The sequence below is a fragment of the uncultured Allobosea sp. genome (assembly GCF_945957345.1).
Lineage (GTDB): Bacteria > Pseudomonadota > Alphaproteobacteria > Rhizobiales > Beijerinckiaceae > Allobosea.
The window spans coordinates 71,711-89,567 of the sequence record NZ_CAMFKW010000017.1 but is presented as its reverse complement, the minus strand read 5'-3'; the positions used below and the strand labels follow the sequence as shown (position 1 = coordinate 89,567).

Genomic DNA, 17,857 nt, shown 5'->3' with positions numbered 1-17,857 from the left:
CCGAGAAGGACATCTACTGGGGCGAGGAGAAGGAATGGCTGGCGCCGAGCGACAACCGCTATGGCGACCTCGCCGACGCCAAGACGCTGGCGAACCCGCTCGCCGCCGTCCAGATGGGCCTGATCTACGTCAACCCGGAAGGCGTGAACGGCAAGCCGGATCCGCTCAAGACCGCCGCGATGATGCGCGAGACCTTCGCGCGCATGGCGATGAACGACGAGGAGACCGTCGCCCTGACCGCCGGCGGCCACACCATCGGCAAGAGCCATGGCAATGGCGATGCGGCCAATCTCAGCCCGGCGCCGGAAGGCGGCGCGATCGAGGACCAGGGCCTCGGCTGGATGAACCGGAAGGGCCGTGGCATCGGCCGCGATCAGGTCGTCAGCGGCATCGAGGGTGCCTGGACCACCCATCCGACGCGCTGGGACAACGGCTTCTTCGAGATGCTGCTCGGCCATGACTGGGAGCTGCGCAAGTCGCCGGCCGGTGCCTGGCAGTACGAGCCGGTCGCGATCGCCGACGCCGACAAGCCTGTGGACGTCGAGGATGCTGCAATCCGCCACAACCCGATGATGACAGATGCCGACATGGCCCTGAAGGTCGACCCGGCCTACCGGGCGATTTCGGAGCGCTTCCTCAACGATTTCGATGCGTTCTCGGATGCCTTCGCCCGCGCCTGGTTCAAGCTGACCCATCGCGATCTCGGCCCGGCCTCGCGCTATTTCGGCCCGGACGTGCCGTCCGAGGAGCTGATCTGGCAGGACCCGGTCCCGGCCGGCCGCGTCGGCTACGACGTCGCCGCGGTGAAGGCGAAGATCGCGGCCAGCGGCCTCTCGATCGCCGATCTGGTCTCGACCGCCTGGGACAGCGCCCGCACCTTCCGCGGCTCGGACAAGCGCGGCGGCAGCAATGGCGCCCGCATCCGCCTCGCCCCGCAGAAGGACTGGGCCGGCAATGAGCCGGCGCGCCTGGCGAAGGTTCTGGCAGTGCTGGAGCCGATCGCGGCCGCGACCGGCGCGAGCATTGCCGACGTCATCGTGCTCGCCGGCAATGTCGGCGTCGAGAAGGCGGCCAAGGCTGCCGGCTTCGACGTGGCCGTGCCCTTCGCGCCGGGTCGTGGCGATGCCAGCGACGCGCAGACCGACGTGGCCTCCTTCGCGGTCCTGGAGCCGCTCGCCGACGGCTTCCGCAACTGGCAGAAGGAAGCCTATGTCGTCACCGGCGAGGAGATGCTGCTCGACCGGGCACAGCTCCTCGGCCTGACGGCGGCTGAGATGACGGTGCTGCTCGGCGGCATGCGCGTGCTCGGCACCAACCATGGCGGCACGAAGCATGGCGTGTTCACCGACCGGGTCGGTGCTCTGACCAGCGACTTCTTCGTCAACCTCACCGACATGCACTACAGCTGGGTGCCGACGGCGAACGGCCTCTACGAGATCCGCGACCGCAAGACCGGCGCGGTGAAGTGGACCGCGACCCGCGTCGACCTCGTCTTCGGCTCGAACTCGGTGCTGCGCGCCTATGCCGAGGTCTATGCCCAGGACGACAACGCCCGGAAATTCGTCGACGACTTCGTCGCGGCCTGGGCCAAGGTGATGAACGCCGATCGATTCGACGTGGGCTGAGCCGCGGTAACAAAGCTTCCCCGCATCGAGAATATCCGACCTCGCCAGTTGCATCGGCGGGGTCGGATTGCATCACCATTGCGGGGTGCAAAAACTGATATTCTTCTTTGCCCGAATAACGCTGCAAGGGCTGATGCTTTGATACGTAGATCGGCGCGCAGTTGGCGCCCACCCGGCATCTAACTTTGGATCCTCGCATTTTCGATGCGCATTATTCGAGATGACGACGCATATCAACGACCTCATCTACGGCTTCGACCCGAACGCGTTTGCGGTGCGCGCCTATCTCACCTATGTGCGTGATGGACGCGCGGCCTTTCTCTGAAAGGCGCTCGCCTTCGAGTTCGAGATGATCGACGTCAGGGAATTTCAATGACGCGAAATTCCAGCGCGATCGAGTAGCGATCTACTCCGGCAAGCCCGCACCCCGGAGCGCCTCACCCATGATTTCCGCGAGGGCGGGCGCACAGTTCACGCCGGCGAACTGGCGGCTGTAGCGGAAGGCAGGCTGTAGTTCGAGGACGCGCGCCGCTGCGGCCCTTGCTTCATCCGATCGTCCAAGTTTGGCCAGTGCAGCCGTCAGCTGCACATAGGTTATGCTGTGCGCCGGGTTGGCCTGGACCGACTTGTAAGCAGCATGGCAGGCTTCGTCATAACGGCCGCGTAAAAGGTGACTCATCGCCTGGGCGTCGAATGCGGCGAAAGCCCACGAGTCGAACGGGCTGAGCCGCATGCCCCGCTCACTCCATTCGATCGCCCGCTCGGCTTCTCCACCCCATCCAAGCATGACGCTGCCCAAGATATAGGTCAGGGCCGAGGATGGGCTGATGTCGAGCGCAGCCTCCAGCGCCGTGAATGCCGCGATGCGATCGTGCCCGTCCATTCCGATGGAGAACCCAGCGAGTGTCAGCGCGGCTGCATCGTCCTGGCCATGGAGCATCGCGGCGCGAGCATGGCGGATCGAGGCAACCCGGTTCACCTCCTGCAGGCCGGTCCGAAGGAAGAGGCAGTGATGGCACATCGCCGCGTTGCCGTGGGCCAGAGCATAGGAAGGATCGAGGTCGATCGCACGTTCGAGCAGGGTGAGCGCGCGCGTCACCTGCTCCGGCATGCCGGAATCGACGTCGAGCTGAGCGCGGAGCACGAGGTCGTAGGCGTCGAGACTGTCGGGCCGCTTGCGCTTCACTCTGTCGATTTCCGCCTTGCGAAGGCTTGGTGCAATGGCACCGACCACAGCATTGGCCATCTCGTCCTGGAGGGCGAAGATGTCATCCGAACTGCGATCGTAATGCGCGGCCCAGACATGTGCGCCGGTCGACGTGTCGATCATCTGGCCAGTGACGCGAACATGACGGCCGACCTTGCGTACGCTGCCTTCGAGCACAAAGCGGACGCCGAGCTCACGGCCGACCTGCTTCACGTCAACGGCACGGCCCTTGTAGGTGAAGGTCGAGTTTCGCGCGATGACGAACAGCCAGTTGATGCGCGCGAGGCCCGTGATGATGTCGTCGACCATGCCATCGCAGAAGTATTCTTGCCCAGGCTCGTCGCTGAGATTGGAGAATGGGAGAACCGCCACGGAGGGCTTTTCAGGCAAGGTAGGCGCCGACGCGGCTCGGACAGAAACGTCACGGACGACAACAGCAGGGCCGACATAGCGATAGCCACGCCGCGGCAGCGTCTCGATCCAGCTCTCGCCGTCGGTCGTGCTCGCCAGCACCCGGCGCAAAGCCGCGACCTGAACCGTCAGGTTGTTGTCGGCGACCGCCAATCCGCCCCAGCCTGCTTCGACGAGGGCGTCCTTGGGCACAGGCACGCCTGCGGTTTCCAGCAAACGGCGCAACAGCGCGACTCCGCGGCGGCCGAGCATGGTCGGCTCGGCCTGATGGTAGAGAATGCCTCCCACCGGGTCGAGGCGGAACGGACCGAACTGATAATGGTCGATGCCGGCTGCCACACGTCAGCTTTAGCAGGTTTTTAGGAACAGATTCACGACTTCCCGGCGCGAGCGGCGGATTCTGTACAGGTCCCGAAAAATTGCGGACTGATGGAGGATCTCATGGGCGCCGAGGCTGTCATTCGCATGCCGGACGAGAACAATGGTGTCATGCTGCGTGGCCATCCCATGGCCTTCCTCGTCACCGGCGAGGACACGAGGCACACGAGCATGTTCGACTGGACGATCCCGGCGGGTTTCGTCACCGGCCGGCATGTGCATCGGGTGCAGGAGGAGACGTTCTATCTGCTTGAAGGCGAATGCGTCTGGCATGTTGGCGAGGCGACCGTCCAGGCGACGCCCGGCACTTTCCTGTTCATCCCGCCGGGCGTGCCGCACAACATCACGAATGTCAGCGATAAGCCGGCCCGCGTGCTGATGACCGTCTCCCCGCCCGGCCATGAGCACTATTTCGAGGAGCTCGCGAAACTCGCTGCCAGTGGATCTCCCGACCCGGCGGCGCTTGCCGATCTGCGAAAGCGCTTCGACACTGATCAGCTCACGACCTTGACGACGCGCAGCTAAACTCCCGGCAGCTTTCTCCAGCCGGGCAACCGCGGCACGAGCCAGCGGCTGGCGAACGCGTTGGTCGAGACCACCCTAGGAGGCTGTTGCTCGCCGACACGCTTCACTGCAGCGATAGCGCCGGCAAAGCCCTCAAACCGGCTGCGCACTGCCGAGAAAAGCTGCGTCCCGGCATCGGTCAGCGCGAGCGGCTGTGGCGTGCGGCAAAACAGGGCACAGCCGCAATAGCGTTCGAGCAGCCGAATCTGATGACTGATCGCAGTCGGCGTCATGCCGAGCCAGTCGACGAGGCCGCCGGAGGCTACCGCGGGAACGAGGGTCGACGTCATCGCGGCAGCGTCCTCGCGATCGCCCGATCATGCAGCACCATCCCTGCCGCCATCGCCGCGACGAACAGGACGACCGGGACGAGCCCCATTGACAGAGCGGCGATCGCCGGCCCCGGGCAGAAGCCGGCCAGCCCCCAGCCGGCGCCGAACAACGCCGAACCGGCAACCAGCCGCCCGTCGACTTCCGTCTTCCCCGGCAGATGGAAGCGGTCGTCGAGCCAGGGGCGACGCAGGCGGCGTTGCAGCATCACGCCCGGCACTGCCACGAGCAGCGCGCCACCGAGCACGAAGGCCAGACTCGGGTCCCAGTGCCCGCTCGCCAGATCAAGGAAGCCGAGCACCCGCGCCGGATCGAGCATCCCGGACAAGGACAGGCCGAAGCCGAAGAGAGCGCCGGCGAGGAGCGCGACGACAATACGCGGGAGCGCGAGGCGGGTCACTGCAGAACCTCCATCAAAGTCGCCACCGCCATCCCCACGACGAGAAAACTCGCGGTCGCGGCGAAGGAGCGCGTCGAAAATCGGGCAAGGCCGAGAATACCATGGCCCGATGTGCAACCCGAACCCATGCGCGTGCCGATCCCGACAGCGAGCCCGGCGACGAGGGTCAGGGGCCAGGGAGCCGCGATCGTGACATTAGGGAAATGGCCGAAGACCAGCGCATAGAGCGGCGGGCCGCACAGGAGCCCGATTACGAAAGCCGCGTTCAGCGTGACCTGCCCTCCGCCGAGCAAACGGCCAACGATGCCGCTGATGCCGGCGATCCGTCCGTCGAGCAGCAGCAGCGTGATAGCGGATAGGCCAAGCAGCATGCCGCCGATCAAGGAAGGCCAATAGGCGCTCATGGCCGCTACTCCGGTTCGCAGAAGATCGTGTAGAGGGCTTCGATCAATCGTGCGGCCTTCTCTTCGCTCAGGCGATAGAAGATCTGCTTGGCCTCGCGGCGCGTCGCGACGACGCCGGCTTCCCGCAGCGCGCCGAGCTGCTGCGACAATGTCGGCTGATGGATGCCCAACCGCGCCTCCAGCTCGCCGACAGCGTATTCGCCTTCGGCAAGCGTGCAGGCGAGCCGCAGGCGTGCGGGATGCGACAACGTCTTGAGCAGGCCCGCAACCTCGTGGGCGCGTGCTTCCATCTCAGCCGGCGGCATCGAGCTGCCCGTCCTGGTCGCTTTCACCACACGGCTCCCGCCAGCGCATCGAGCGGGAACTTGAGATAGCGCCGGCCATTGGCCTCGGGCTCCGGCAGCCGGCCGCCGCGGATATTGACCTGGAGCGCGTGCAGGATCAGCTTCGGCATCGGCAGGGTCCGGTCGCGCGCCTCGCGCAGCGCGATGAAGCGCTCCTCCGTCATGCCGGCCAGATGCGGATTCGCGCGCTTCTGCTCGCCCACCGTGCTCTCCCATCGGGCCGCGCGTCCGCCGGGCTCGTAATCATGTCCGGTGAACAGGCGCGTATCGTCCGGCAGGGCCAGTATCGCCTGGATTGAGGCCCACAGGGCGCTGGCGTTCCCGCCCGGGAAATCCGCCCGCGCGGTGCCCGAATCCGGCATGAAGACCGTGTCGTGCACGAAGGCCGCATCGCCGATTACATAGCTCACGGATGCGAGGGTGTGGCCGGGCGAGAACATCACGCGGCCCGTGAGCTCGCCCAGCCTGAAGCTGTCGCCCTCGGCAAAGAGCCGGTCCCACTGCGAGCCGTCGGTCGCCAGCCCCGGCCAGTTGTAGAGGCCCTGCCAGAGCTTCTGGACATCCGTGACGCGCGCGCCAATGGCCGTCGGGGCGCCCGTCTTCTGCTTGAGATAGTGAGCGGCCGAGAAGTGATCCGCGTGGGGATGGGTGTCGAGGATCCAGTCGACGACGAGCCCCTCGCGCGCCACATAGGCGAGAATCCGGTCCGCCTCATGCGTGGCGGTCGCCCCGGATTTCTCATCGAACTCGTAGACCGGGTCGATGATCGCGCAGCGCCTCGTCTTCGGATCGGTGACGACATACTGAATGCTGCCGGAGCGCGGCTCATAGAAGCCCTTCACCTGCGGCGCCCGGGCCGCATTGCGGGCAAGCCACTGCGCCGCGCCCGAGAGATCAAAACCGCGGGCGCGACCGAAGGCCTCGACCTCGCCGGGCTTCATCCGCCCGGCCAGCACCTCGCCCAGCACATGCAGCGTCAAGGAACGCGTGCCGCTGCGGCAATGGGCGTAGACGGGCCCTTTGGCCCCGGACACCGCCGCTTGGAAAGCGTGGATATCGGCCTCGGTGATCGTGGCGGCCGTTACCGGGATGAAGCGATAGGCAAGACCCGCCCGTTCGAGAATAACCTTCTCGGCTGGGCTGCCGGGCTGGCCCGCCTCCTCGCTGTCGGGACGGTTATTGATGATCGTGGCGAAACCGCCAGCAGCAAGTGCAGAGAGCGTTTCGCGGCTCGGCTGGCTGGCAACCGTCAGCCGGTCGTCGATCTTCACGGCGGTCATCGCGGCATCCTCTCGCAATTAATCATTATACGATATAATATAATGTATATTGATGAAATGCAAGAGCTTCGCGCAACCAGACGCCAAACACGCCCGGCTGCGGCAGATATCGGCTTGCCCAGACGCCATCGCAAGCTGGTCGCGCTCGAGTGCCCCGCTTTGCGCGACATTCGCTTTCGGGCAGCGGAAGTCGGCCTCTCGCTTCGCGAGCTCGCCAGAAAAGCTGAGACCGGACGATATTTTCAGCGCTTTACCCGTCGTATCTGTCTGAGGAGTATCGTGCGGGCAGCAGGCCTCTTTGGTGGAGAAGTTATTCTGCGACCGTCAGGCATCGAATGACCGCCCGACGTCGATGTAAGTGGAGGAAGGCCTCTTCCGTTCACTCCGGACGTGCTCCTTTGCGTCGAGCCTCTCTTGGACGCCGAATTTCCCAATGATCGCAGTGCCCATCAATATCTCGTTGGGCGCGCCAATCTACGGGCTCTTGAGATTTCAAGAGTTTCAGCCTTTCCCTGAATAGCCATCCCACCCTTGGCTCTCCCCGCGGGCAGGGGTCTTTCGTGCCAACGGCCCGCGAAAGGGACGGTGCCGGCGCCAGTCGCATGGCACTCCCAGATAGAGCAGCAGAGGAATCGACGCTGGGAGCGCCGGATCGGCCCTTGCGGAGAGCGCAGCATCGGTCGTGCCGCGAAATACTGCTTGTGTGATGGTATGCTGTCCCCTGGCTTCATCTGCGAGGAGCGGTCGCTCCTGCCCGCTTTGCGCTTTGGCGGCCGAGGGGCGGTCGGGCACGTCCTCGATCACATGCCCATGACGCGGGCCAGCTCCTGCTGCGCTCGAACACCCCTCGGCTTCGCGCTCATCGCGCCAGCCGGCCTTTGATCTCGATTTGGATCTGGTCATCCATGATGTTGACGCCCCGGCCAATGCCGTAGGCGGGCCCCAGAAAGCTGCCGCTGGCGCGGAAGGGCAAGGCGTTGCCGCGCCGGAGCTTGTCGACATCGCGATCGATCATGACTCGCACCCGGAAGGGATGCGTGATGCCCTTGATCGTGAGGCTGCCTCGGATGTCGAGATCATTCCCGCTTATCCGCGTCACAGTGTCCGAGGCGAAGGTCACCTTGGGGTATTTCGCGCTGTCGAGCATGCTTGCTCCCGCGATGAATCCGTCGACCAGAGCGGAGCCTGCGCTGATCGAGGCCGCGTCGAGCGTGACTTTGACATGGCTTTTCTCGGGGTGATCGAAATCGATCGAGAAGGTGCCGTCATAGCGTTCGAAGCGGCCATTGGCGACGACGGCGCCGAAGCTTTGGCCGATGAAGCTCACCTCTGTCGCCGCGCGATCGAAATTCCAGGTCGACTGGGCTTGCGCTGACAGGCCGAACAGGAAGAGGCCGAGGACGAGAATGCTGGGTCGGAGCATGGTCCACCGCAGGGCAATGCGAACTGCCCGCAGGCTAGCCCCTGTCCGTGAAGAGGACGTTGCCATTCGCGGCCGCGAGCGAGCCGAACGCGCCATGGTAAATCGTTAGCCATAGGCAATGTGAGACGCGGATTCGTCTCGGATCTTCGAAATTGCAGGCCTTCTCGCAAGGCGGGCTTGAGATCACAGTTGCCATATTTCGCCGGTCGCCGGCCAGTGGCATTCGTTGGGTTCGTCAGTCGACTTGTCTCGCGAGCTTGCCGGCGAGGCTGATCAGATCGGCTGGTGCGGCCACTCCTATCTTCCGCATTACCCGGCCGCAATGTGCCGCAGCTTCGAGGAAGCGGGGTCCACACCCCTTCTCCCCAAGGACCAGTGTGCATTTGCGATAATCGCGGGCCCCGATCTTGCTCCCCGCGCTGGAACTGATCAGCTTGCGACAAGGACTGATCGGAGTTCGCTCCGGTGTTCCCCCGGGCCTTGGATTTTGGCGACAGCGAGTAAGCTTGGAGCAGGGCAATGTCGGAAGAACTGGCCAATGAACATCTTGAGCACGCCGAGCATGCCGAGCACGCGGTCGCGGAAGGAAACAGCTTCCTGATCACCGTGTCGGCCACGATCGCCGCGCTGGCGGTCGTGGCGGCGATCATCGCCAGCCTGGAGACCGTCGAAACGAGCGGGGCGATTTCCGAAAAGAATGATGCCGTCCTGAAGCAATCCCAGGCGAGCGATCAATGGGGCTATTATCAAGCCAAGAGCCTGAAGCAGAAAATGTACGAGATCGCCGCGGCCGGAGGTGGTCCGAAGGCGGCAGATTTCGGGAAAGAGGCGCAGCGTTACGACGCCGAACAGAAGGAACAGGAGAAACAGGCCAGGGAACTGGAACGTCAGCGCGACGAGAAGCTCGCGGCCGGCGAAAAGCATGAAAACCGGCATCATGGACTGACCTATGCGGCGACCCTGGTCCATGTCGGGATCGCGGTGGCGACCATCGCCATCATCACACGCGGCCAACGCTGGCCCTGGTATGGCTCCCTGCTGCTGGGAGCCACGGGCGTGGCCATGGCAGCCTGGACCTATCTTCGCCCTCCGCTCTAGCTGGACCTGAGCGCGCGCCGTCTCTGAGCGGCATGCTTTATCGGCGCGGGTCCTTACCCTTCCCTCCTGGCCCGGAGAAGAGTCTCAAGGGCTACATCTTGGACGTTCCATGACGAGCGAAGACAAGAACCCCAGCCTCGGCGAAGGCCGGGATTCACAGAGAGCCGCTCTGCTCGAATGCGTCAGAGACGCTTCGGATTGCCGGCCAGGATCTCGTAGCGCTTGCCGCTTCCGTCATCGTCGGTGAAGGTCGCGATGTTGCCTTCGACCGTCACGCTGTAGCAGGTTTCCTCGTCGTCATCGGGAAATTCGAAGCAGACCTTGCCGCCCTTGACCGACCATTTTCCGGTCGCGGTCTCGTCGTCGTCGAGCTGCTTGACGGTACCGTTCTTGAGATAGAACTCGAACAGCGGATCGCCGTCGCTATTCTTGCCGGCGATGGTGTTGCCGACCAGCGCGTTCCAGGCGTCAAGACCGGTCAGGCGGCGCGGCGCAGCGGGCGCCGCCGTCGCGGGAGGAGCCGCCGATGCGACCGAGGGCGAAGCCGGGGAAGGCGCAGGCGCGGCTGCGCCCGGCAAGGCCGGAGACGCCGACTTCACATCGGCATCGACCTTGGCGAAGAACGTGGCGGGGTCCTTGATCCCGACAAGATCTACGAAACCGATCGGGCCGGCTTTCGGCTTCAGCGCGACCGAAATCGATGTCGGCTGCGCGACGAAGCGGGCCACGGCATCGCCGATCGCTTGCGCGTTCGGGGCGCCCGCGAGCAGGAGCGGCACGACCTGCCGCGCCATGGCAACGGTTTCCGCCTGCAGCGCCGCGGGCTGCTTGCCCTGCTGCTGCGCGAAAAGCCCGATCAGCTTGGCCGCGAGGCCCGCATCGACATAGCCCAACTCCACACCCGAAATCGTCCCCTGCAGGAGGGCCAGGGTGCGTTCGTTGCCACCGCCGGCGAAGGCCGCCTTGTCCACTCCGCCGAAGGTGGACTTGAGCTGCAGCGAGCCGGCATTCGCGCCGTTGATCGTGAGGTTGTCGAGTGTCAGCGTCTTGGTCGCCGGATCATAGGTGCTGCCGAAATCGAGCGCCAGTTCGAGCTTGTCATAGCCCGCGGCCTTGAGCTGCTGCCCCGCCACGGCAGCGGTCGGCGGCTGCACCGAAAGCCCCTTGATGCTCATCGCGCCTTTCAGCGGGATCGAGCCGTCGAATGTCGCGTCGGCCGTGAGCGCGCCGAGATTGATCGTGTAGAGATTGCCGCCCGCAGCCGTCGCCGGCGTATCCTTGTCCGGTGCGGTGATCGCCAGATTCGTCCATGAAAAGCGCGAGAAGCGCAGGCCGCCGGGATTGGCGGCGAGCAGCGCGGAGAGATCGGCGCCGTCGAGCACGACCGGTCCGCTCTTGATCGTGACGGGGCCGCCCTCGTCGGTCTTCCCGGCACCGTCGATGCCGGCCAGTTCGGCATGGCCGACCTTGCCATCTCCGACCGCGCCGGCAGCAATGCCGCTGACCGTGATGGTCGAGTTCTTGTTGGTAACGACAGCCTTCGGTATCGCGATCTTATCGGCCTTCAGCTTCGCGAACAGCGCCTTCTTCTCGTCAGCGGGCGTGGCCTCGGCGAACAGCTTCGCCAATTCATCCTGGGCGAGGTTCGTGCCCGTAAACTCGACGCGCGGGAAGGTAACCGATCCGCCATCCTTGTCATTGATGACGACGTTTTCCAGGGTGGTGTCGAGCGCCCAGGCGGGGGACGCGAGCGCACCGGCCATCATGACCAGGCACAGTCCGCCGGCGATTGACCAACCGCCAGCGCGCGATTGCGATGCCGCAAATGAAGCCATGCTTTCCCCCTTGGATTTCCACACTCGGCAAAGCTGCGCGAATACGATGTCGATCGTGACCGAGCGATCGCGACTCGGGTGTCCCAACGACAGGACACGCCTCTGTGACGGACGGCGCGAGCCCTTGCAAGATGGAAAGATCAGCCTGGCAGCGATCCGATTGCGCGAAACCCGCGGAGCGGCCGAGGACCAGGCGGGATTGCCCCGAGCATCATCCCCTTGCACTGATACGCAAGGACACGCTTCCGGCAGTGTCGATCCGCGAGCTTGCGATGAATCTGAAGCATTACGAAGCCTTCTACTGGATCGGCCGTCTCGGCAGCTTCCACGCTGCCGCGCGTCAGCTCGGCGTGTCCCAGGCTGCGATCTCCGCGCGCGTCAGGGAAGCGGAGGAAGGTCTCGGCCTGCCCTTGTTCGAGCGCGTCGGCCGCGGCGTCGTCCTGACACCGAAGGGACAGGAGCTTCTGCCCTATGCGGCCCAGTTCGTCGCGCTAGCATCCGAGGTCCAGCAGCGCATCGGGACGCGCGACGCGATTTCGGGCCGGGTCCGCTTCGGGGCGACCAGCATCCATGCCATGACCTGGCTGCCGAGCTTGGTCGACCGCATCGCGCGCTCCCATCCCGGCCTCGTGCTAGAGGTGGCCGTCGATTCGAGCGAGACGCTGCGCGCCGGGCTGGAGCGCGGCCAGCTCGATGTCGCCGTCGTCGCCGGTCCGCTCGATGGCAGCCGGCTGTTCAGCGTCCCGGTCGGAGCGGTCTCCAATGTCTGGGTCGCCCATCCGCGGCTCAATCTGCCGATGCGCCCCCTCACCGCGCGCGAGCTGGCGGCATGGCCGATCATCTCCGACCGGCCGGGGACGCTGCTGCATACGCTGATGCTGGACTGGTTCCGGCAGGACGGCGCCGAGCCGCACCGCAACCACAGCGCTTCGCATCTGCCGGTACGCCTGCATCTCGCCCGGGCCGGAATCGGCGTTGCGCTGGTCTCGCAATCAGCCGCCGAGCAGGATCTCGCGGCCGGCCATGTCGTGCGGATCGAAACGGCACAGCCAGCTCCGAACCTGTCCTATTCACTCGCCTGCGCGACCACGCCGCCGCCCTTGCCGATGCGCGTGGTCATCGATGCGGCCGCCAGCTTCATCGCCCAGAAAGGCGATCTCAACATGTATTACGCCGCTGCGGGACAAGCTGAGACGGAGGCTGTGGAACCATCGATGGCGCCAGAAAAGGTGATCGATGATTGAAAATATTAATCTATCAATTGGATCATTTATTGAATTTTCTGAAAAGTATTGTTGACTAGTCTTCGAACTGTGACAGACTGCTCTCGCCCGCTGATCGACGAGGTGCTGCCGTGGCTCGACTGAAACGACGTCAAATCCTGACAATGCTTTCGCTCGCGGCCTCAGGCTTGCCGGCGCGTCTGTCCGCCCAGGAGCGGAATGCCGTCATCGAAGGCGCGAAGCGGGAGGGCCGGGTCAATTTCGCGAACTCGGCCTCCGCACCCAATTTTCCGCAGTTCATCCAGGCCTTCACGGCGCGCTATCCCTTCATCGATGCGACGACGGGCCTCTATTCGGCGCCGGCCGGGCGCGTGCTGGCGCGGGTCGATGCCGAGCTGAAGGCACGCGCACTGACCTTCGACGTGCTGCATGTCGCCAATCTCGCGCCCTATCTGGCGATGTCGCAGCGCGGACAATTGCTAGGCTATCGCTCGCCGGAGCTCGATGCTTATCCGCCGGAAGCCTCCGACCGCGACCAATGGGCGATCGCGCGGATCGTCGGCGTCATCATGGCCTATAATCGCAATATTCTCCCGTCGGAGAAGGCGCCCAAGGCCTGGGCCGATATGCTGAGCCCGGAATTCAAGGGCCGCAAGCTCGTCATCCAGGATTCCGCGGCAGGCACGAGCTTCAACCAGATGTATCTGCTGGAGAAGCGGCTCGGCGCCGATTTCATGCGGCGCTGGGGTCAGCAGGAGCCCGTCATCGTCTCCACCGCGGCCCAACTCATCGACATGCTGGTGCGGGGCGAGGCGCTGGTCGGCGCCACCGTGGATCATTTCCGCGCCTTCGATCCCGATGCGGTCAAGGCCGGCATCGTCGGGGTCTATCCCAGCGAGGGCATGCCGCTCGCCACCGCCCCGGTCGCGATCTTCAAGGATGCGCCGAACCCGAACGCCGCGCGCCTGCTGGTCGACTTCACCCTCTCCGCTGAGGGGCAGACCCTGCTCAACACCGAGATCTTCAAGGTCTATTCGATGCGGCGCGGCGTTGCCCCGCCCGCCGGGCAGATGCCGCTGGACCAGACGAAGCCGATGTTGCCGCAGGACCTGCAGGACTACGAGCGCGCCTCCCGCCGCTTCCCGGAAACATTCGACCGCTATTTCAAGGCCTGAACCTTGTCCGTACGTCCGTCACAGAAGGCCGGCCGCGTCAGACGCGGCGCCGGGCAAGAGCGGCTGCTTGCCGTCTCTCTTTCGGCGATCGTCGCCCTCATGGTGCTGGTGCCGCTCGTTGCGGTCGTCATCGGTGCCTTTGGTGACGAGGACGGCTTCACCGTCACGGCGCTTAGCGATGTGCTCGCCTCGAGCCGTGTGCTCGGCAACACGCTGACGGTCGGCCTCGGCACGACGATCCTCGCCACGGGCTTGGGCGGAATCCTCGCGATCATCCTGGTGCGGACCGACACGCCCTGGCGCGCCGGGCTGGAGCAGCTCGTGCTGCTGCCCCTCTACATCACGCCGCTGCTGACCGCGGTCGCCTGGTCCTGGCTCGGTTCGCCGCGCGGCGGGCTGATCAATCTGCTGGCGCAAAGCGGGCTCGGCCTCTCCGGGCCATTGGTCAACCTGCACTCGGCCGGCGGCGTCGTCACCGTCGCGGCGCTGGCTTATGCCCCGCTGCCGTTCCTGCTGATCTCCGGCGCGCTGCGCGGCATGGACCCGGCGCTGGAAGAAAGCGCCCGGGTGCATGGTGCCTCGATCACCGCCGCCTTCCGGCGCGTGACGGTGCCGCTCGCCCTGCCGGCGCTGCTGGGCAGTGCGCTCCTCGTCTTCGTCCAGTCGCTCGGGCTGTTCAGCGTTCCCGCCGTACTCGGCATGCCCGCCAGCTTCTATGTCGCGGGGACCGAGATCTATCGGCTGCTCAACAGCTACCCGCCGCGCGTCTCGCAGGCGGCCGGCTGGGGCCTGCTCCTGCTCGTCGTCACCGCGGCCCTCGTCGCCCTGCAGGCGGCGATCCTGAAGCGCCGCTCCTATGTCACCATCACCGGCAAGGCCTTTCGCCCGCGCATCGTGCAGGTCGGCCCCTGGCGGCCGGTGCTGCTCGGAATCGTGGTGCTTTATGTGCTCGCCGCGGTCGTGCTGCCGGTCGCCACTTTGTGCTGGGCCGCGCTGGTGAACTTCATCACCGTCGATCCGAAGCTGATGAGCTTCGACCTGCGCCATTTCGCCTATGTGCTGTTCACCTACCCCAAGACGCTGCTGGCGGCGCGCAACAGCCTCGTCCTCGGCCTGCTCACGGCGACGATCATCTGCGCGCTCGGCCTCGCCATGGCCTGGGTGATCGTGCGCTCGCGCGGCGCGGCGGCGCGCTTCCTCGACCAGGTCGGCATGATGCCGCTGGCGATCCCGCCGATCGTGCTCGCGCTCGGTCTGCTCTGGAGCTATGTCGGCCTGCACTGGCTGCCGATCTACGGCACGATCGGCATCCTGCTGCTGGCTTACGTCACGCATTACCTGCCCTTCGGCCTGCGTGCGCTGTCGAGCGCGGTCCGCCAGCTCCATCCCGAACTGGAGGACGCAGCGCGGGTCTCCGGCGCCAGCCTGCTCGGCACCCTCAGGCGCATCGTCCTGCCGCTGACCCGGCCGACGCTGGTCGCGACCTGGACGCTGCTCTTCATCCTGTCGCTGCAGGAAATCTCCTCCTCGATCCTGCTCTACACGGCGCCGAGCACCGTGCTTTCCGTTGCTGTCTTCGACCTCTGGGAGGCCGGCAACGTCAACGCGCTCGCCGCCCTCAGCGTCATGCAGCTCTTCGTCACCTTCGCCGCCCTCGCCGTCGTGGCGCGGCTTCGTCAAAAGGCGGTCGCCGCGTGAGCCCTGCATTCGTCAGCGTCGAGGATCTCGTCATCGCCTATGGCGAGGTGCGCGCAGTCGACAAGGTGAGCTTCGGCATCGCCGCCGGCGAGCAGGTGACGCTGCTCGGACCCTCAGGCTGCGGCAAGACCACGACGCTACGTGCCGTCGCCGGGCTGGAACGGCCGCGCGACGGGCGCATCCTGATCGACGGCAAGCCGGCCTTCGACGGCGGCGCCGGCATCGATGCCCCGCCGGAGAAGCGCAACCTGTCGATGGTGTTCCAGTCATACGCCATCTGGCCGCATATGACGGTCTTCGAGAATATCGCCTTTCCCTTCCGGGTTCGCGGGCGTCCGACCGCCGAGCTCAAGCCGACCGTCGACAAGGCGCTGGAGCTGGTCGATCTCGCCCGCTTCGCCGACCGGCCCGCGACCATGCTCTCCGGTGGGCAGCAGCAGCGGGTGGCGCTGGCACGCGCCGTCGCGTTCGGCACCAAGCTCGTGCTGCTCGACGAGCCGTTGTCCAATCTGGATGCGCAACTGCGCCTGCAGATGCGCGACGAGCTCGCCGATTTGCGCAAGCGGCTCGGGTTCACCGCGCTCTACGTCACCCATGACCAGGAGGAGGCGTTCTCGCTCTCCGATTTCGTGGTGGTGATGCGCGGCGGGCGGATCGAGCAGGCTGGCCGGCCGCAGGAGATCTATCGCAACCCGCGTACCCGCTTCGTCGCCGAGTTTCTGGGCGTCCGCAATATCGTCCCCTGTGCGCTGGCGAACGGCGGCGACGAGGTCCGCCTCGAAGACGGAACCGTGCTGCGCGGCCGCGATGTCGCGCCGGAAGCCCCGCCTGATGCGCCCGCCATCGCCTTCCGGCCCGGCGATGTCCGCCTCGACGACCAGCCCGGTGCCGGACAGGGCGGCAGCGGCATCGTCACGCGCTCGCTCTTCGTCGGCGACGTCCAGCACGTCTTCCTCAGATCCGGCCCGGTGGGGCTGTGCGCCCATGTCCGCCCTCGGCCGGGCCTCGAGGAGGGCAAAACCCTGTTCTGGCGCGTGGCGCCCGAAGACTGCCTGATCCTGCGCAAGTGAGACACGCCATGAAAACCGCAACCCTTCCCAATCGGGGTCTCAGGATCCTCTGCCCGAACGGCCATCTCGGCTTCGCGCCGAGCCGTCGCGGCTCCTTCGACCACGGCATCGAAGCCTCGCCCGACATCGTCGCCTGCGATTCCGGCTCCTGCGACATCGGCCCGGTGCCGCTCGGCATGGACGGCACGGCGAGCCCGCTCGCCTGGCAGCGCCACGATGTCGAGATGATGCTGCTCGGCGCCCGGCCGCGCGGCCTGCCGGTGATCATCGGCTCGGCCGGCGACACCGGTACGGACAGCCGCGTCGATCGCTTCGTCGAGCTGGTCCAGGATATCGCGCGCGAGCACGAGCTGCCGCGCTTCAAGCTGGGCTATTTCTATTCGGAGGTTTCCAAGGAGACCGTGCGCGCCAAGATGGCGGCCGGCAGCACCATCGCCGGCCTGCCCGGCCGTACCGACCTGACGCCGGCCGAGCTCGACGCCACCGACCGCATCGTCGCCGTCGCCGGCGTGCACCCCTACATCAGGCTGATGGACATGGGCGCCGACGTCATCATCGGCGGCCGCTCCAGCGACTGCGCCATTTTCGCCGCCCCCGCGATCCGCAAGGGCTATCCCGAGGCGCTGGCCTATTACTTCGGCAAGGTGATGGAGTGCGCCTCCTTCTGCGCCGAGCCCTATGGCGGCAAGGAATCGATCCTCGGCGAGATCACCATGGACGATGTCCGCGTCACGGCGATGCTGCCGGAGCAGCGCTGCACCGTCGCTTCGGTCGCCGGCCACGCCATGTATGAGCGGGCCAACCCCTATTACGAGCACTTCGTCGGCGGCCATATCGACATGCGCGACTGCGTCTACGAGCAGCTCGACGAGCGCACGACGCGCGTGACCGGCCCGCGCTACGTCCCGGCCTCCGATCTCAGGGTCAAGCTGGAAGGCTCCGGCAAGGTCGGCGAGCGCTATGTCGGGCTGGTTGGCATCCGCGATCCCTATACGGTCGCGCGCGTCGACGAGGTCATCGCCTGGGCGCGCCGGATGGTGCAGGAGCGCTTCGGCAGCGAGGGTTACCAGCTCTCCTACAACGTCTACGGGCGCGACGGCGTCATGGGCATGCTGGAGCCGCTGCGCGACAAGCCCGGCCACGAGCTCTGCGTCGTCGTCCAGGCCGTCGCGCCGACCCGCGAGCTGGCCGAGGAGATCTGCATCATGGGCACGCGCCAGATGTTCTATGCACGGCTGCCCGACGTGAAGGGCACGGCCGGCGGCGTCGCCTTCTTGCTCGACGAGGTGATGCCGGCGAGCCCCGCCTATCGCTGGACGCTGAATCACACCATGCCGATCGACGACCCGATGGAGCCGTTCCGGGTCCACATGACCGAAGCCGGAGTCTGAC

16 protein-coding genes are annotated in these 17,857 nt (G+C 65.8%); 8 read left to right on the top strand and 8 right to left on the bottom strand.

The features are described from left to right. The coding region (gene katG / locus Q0Q36_RS10900; protein WP_293798096.1) for a catalase/peroxidase HPI at positions 1-1,625 on the top strand (1,625 nt) is incomplete at its 5' end. 406 nt (positions 1,626-2,031) lie between these two features. On the opposite strand, the gene Q0Q36_RS10895 is transcribed toward katG, so the two are convergent. Next, a complete protein-coding gene (locus Q0Q36_RS10895) occupies positions 2,032-3,582 on the bottom strand; it encodes a winged helix-turn-helix domain-containing protein (protein ID WP_293798095.1) in 1,551 nt (516 codons plus the stop codon). A 102-nt stretch (positions 3,583-3,684) separates the two neighbouring features. Between Q0Q36_RS10895 and Q0Q36_RS10890 the strand changes: the two genes are divergently transcribed. Then, positions 3,685-4,146 carry a cupin domain-containing protein gene (locus tag Q0Q36_RS10890; RefSeq protein WP_293798094.1) on the top strand — a complete coding sequence of 154 codons (462 nt, stop codon included), beginning with the start codon at positions 3,685-3,687 and terminating at the stop codon, positions 4,144-4,146. On the opposite strand, the gene Q0Q36_RS10885 is transcribed toward Q0Q36_RS10890, so the two are convergent. The 6 genes from Q0Q36_RS10885 to Q0Q36_RS10860 all read right to left on the bottom strand — a co-directional run bounded on the left by Q0Q36_RS10885 (position 4,143) and on the right by Q0Q36_RS10860 (position 8,366). Beyond that, a complete protein-coding gene (locus Q0Q36_RS10885; protein WP_293798092.1) occupies positions 4,143-4,475 on the bottom strand; it encodes a LysR family transcriptional regulator in 333 nt (110 codons plus the stop codon). The genes Q0Q36_RS10890 and Q0Q36_RS10885 overlap by 4 nt on opposite strands. Continuing rightward, the gene (locus Q0Q36_RS10880; protein WP_293798088.1) at positions 4,472-4,915 is read right to left on the bottom strand and encodes a YeeE/YedE family protein; all 444 of its coding nucleotides are present in this window, start codon (positions 4,913-4,915) and stop codon (positions 4,472-4,474) included. The genes Q0Q36_RS10885 and Q0Q36_RS10880 overlap by 4 nt, the downstream gene beginning before the upstream one ends. Beyond that, complete coding sequence (locus Q0Q36_RS10875; RefSeq protein ID WP_293798086.1) at positions 4,912-5,319, bottom strand: YeeE/YedE family protein; 408 nt, start codon at positions 5,317-5,319, stop codon at positions 4,912-4,914. The genes Q0Q36_RS10880 and Q0Q36_RS10875 overlap by 4 nt, the downstream gene beginning before the upstream one ends. A gap of 5 nt (positions 5,320-5,324) precedes the next feature. Continuing rightward, entirely contained in the window at positions 5,325-5,624 is a 300-nt protein-coding gene (gene bigR, locus Q0Q36_RS10870; RefSeq protein WP_293798099.1) for a sulfite-sensing transcriptional repressor BigR, read from the bottom strand. Positions 5,625-5,647: 23 nt separating this feature from the next. Beyond that, the gene (gene blh / locus Q0Q36_RS10865; protein WP_293798084.1) at positions 5,648-6,943 is read right to left on the bottom strand and encodes a bifunctional sulfur transferase/dioxygenase Blh; all 1,296 of its coding nucleotides are present in this window, start codon (positions 6,941-6,943) and stop codon (positions 5,648-5,650) included. 859 nt (positions 6,944-7,802) lie between these two features. Next, a complete protein-coding gene (locus Q0Q36_RS10860) occupies positions 7,803-8,366 on the bottom strand; it encodes a YceI family protein (protein ID WP_293798083.1) in 564 nt (187 codons plus the stop codon). A 519-nt stretch (positions 8,367-8,885) separates the two neighbouring features. On the opposite strand from Q0Q36_RS10860, the gene Q0Q36_RS10855 reads away from it, so the two are divergent. Further along, complete coding sequence (locus Q0Q36_RS10855; RefSeq protein WP_293798081.1) at positions 8,886-9,464, top strand: DUF4337 domain-containing protein; 579 nt, start codon at positions 8,886-8,888, stop codon at positions 9,462-9,464. A gap of 182 nt (positions 9,465-9,646) precedes the next feature. Here the strand turns inward: Q0Q36_RS10855 and Q0Q36_RS10850 are convergent, their stop codons facing one another. Further along, positions 9,647-11,230, bottom strand: coding sequence for a hypothetical protein (locus Q0Q36_RS10850; protein WP_293798079.1), 1,584 nt, complete (start codon positions 11,228-11,230; stop codon positions 9,647-9,649). A gap of 341 nt (positions 11,231-11,571) precedes the next feature. Here Q0Q36_RS10850 and Q0Q36_RS10845 point away from each other — a divergent pair, with 341 nt between their 5' ends. From Q0Q36_RS10845 to Q0Q36_RS10825, 5 genes are all read left to right on the top strand, one after another. Further along, a complete protein-coding gene (locus Q0Q36_RS10845) occupies positions 11,572-12,543 on the top strand; it encodes a LysR family transcriptional regulator (RefSeq protein ID WP_293798077.1) in 972 nt (323 codons plus the stop codon). Between the two features lie 143 nt (positions 12,544-12,686). Then, the gene (locus Q0Q36_RS10840) at positions 12,687-13,697 is read left to right on the top strand and encodes an extracellular solute-binding protein (RefSeq protein WP_293798075.1); all 1,011 of its coding nucleotides are present in this window, start codon (positions 12,687-12,689) and stop codon (positions 13,695-13,697) included. Between the two features lie 3 nt (positions 13,698-13,700). Further along, positions 13,701-15,395, top strand: coding sequence for an iron ABC transporter permease (locus Q0Q36_RS10835; protein ID WP_293798072.1), 1,695 nt, complete (start codon positions 13,701-13,703; stop codon positions 15,393-15,395). Next, positions 15,392-16,465: an ABC transporter ATP-binding protein gene (locus Q0Q36_RS10830; protein ID WP_293798070.1), complete on the top strand. Its 1,074-nt coding sequence runs from the start codon at positions 15,392-15,394 to the stop codon at positions 16,463-16,465. Before Q0Q36_RS10835 ends, Q0Q36_RS10830 begins: the two co-directional genes overlap by 4 nt. An 8-nt stretch (positions 16,466-16,473) precedes the next feature. Then, a complete protein-coding gene (locus Q0Q36_RS10825; RefSeq protein ID WP_293798067.1) occupies positions 16,474-17,856 on the top strand; it encodes an acyclic terpene utilization AtuA family protein in 1,383 nt (460 codons plus the stop codon). The last annotated feature ends 1 nt before the right edge of the window (position 17,857 follow it).

Excerpts from the sequence above, each read along its gene's own strand:
- bigR (WP_293798099.1), bottom strand. The coding sequence starts at position 5,624 with ATGCCGCCGGCTGAGATGGAAGCACGCGCCCACGAGGTTGCGGGCCTG.
- Q0Q36_RS10850 (WP_293798079.1), bottom strand. The coding sequence starts at position 11,230 with ATGATGGCCGGTGCGCTCGCGTCCCCCGCCTGGGCGCTCGACACCACC.
- Q0Q36_RS10825 (WP_293798067.1), top strand. The coding sequence starts at position 16,474 with ATGAAAACCGCAACCCTTCCCAATCGGGGTCTCAGGATCCTCTGCCCG.
- Q0Q36_RS10855 (WP_293798081.1), top strand. The coding sequence starts at position 8,886 with ATGTCGGAAGAACTGGCCAATGAACATCTTGAGCACGCCGAGCATGCC.
- Q0Q36_RS10875 (WP_293798086.1), bottom strand. The coding sequence starts at position 5,319 with ATGAGCGCCTATTGGCCTTCCTTGATCGGCGGCATGCTGCTTGGCCTA.
- Q0Q36_RS10860 (WP_293798083.1), bottom strand. The coding sequence starts at position 8,366 with ATGCTCCGACCCAGCATTCTCGTCCTCGGCCTCTTCCTGTTCGGCCTG.
- Q0Q36_RS10840 (WP_293798075.1), top strand. The coding sequence starts at position 12,687 with ATGCTTTCGCTCGCGGCCTCAGGCTTGCCGGCGCGTCTGTCCGCCCAG.
- Q0Q36_RS10885 (WP_293798092.1), bottom strand. The coding sequence starts at position 4,475 with ATGACGTCGACCCTCGTTCCCGCGGTAGCCTCCGGCGGCCTCGTCGAC.
- Q0Q36_RS10845 (WP_293798077.1), top strand. The coding sequence starts at position 11,572 with ATGAATCTGAAGCATTACGAAGCCTTCTACTGGATCGGCCGTCTCGGC.
- blh (WP_293798084.1), bottom strand. The coding sequence starts at position 6,943 with ATGACCGCCGTGAAGATCGACGACCGGCTGACGGTTGCCAGCCAGCCG.
- Q0Q36_RS10890 (WP_293798094.1), top strand. The coding sequence starts at position 3,685 with ATGGGCGCCGAGGCTGTCATTCGCATGCCGGACGAGAACAATGGTGTC.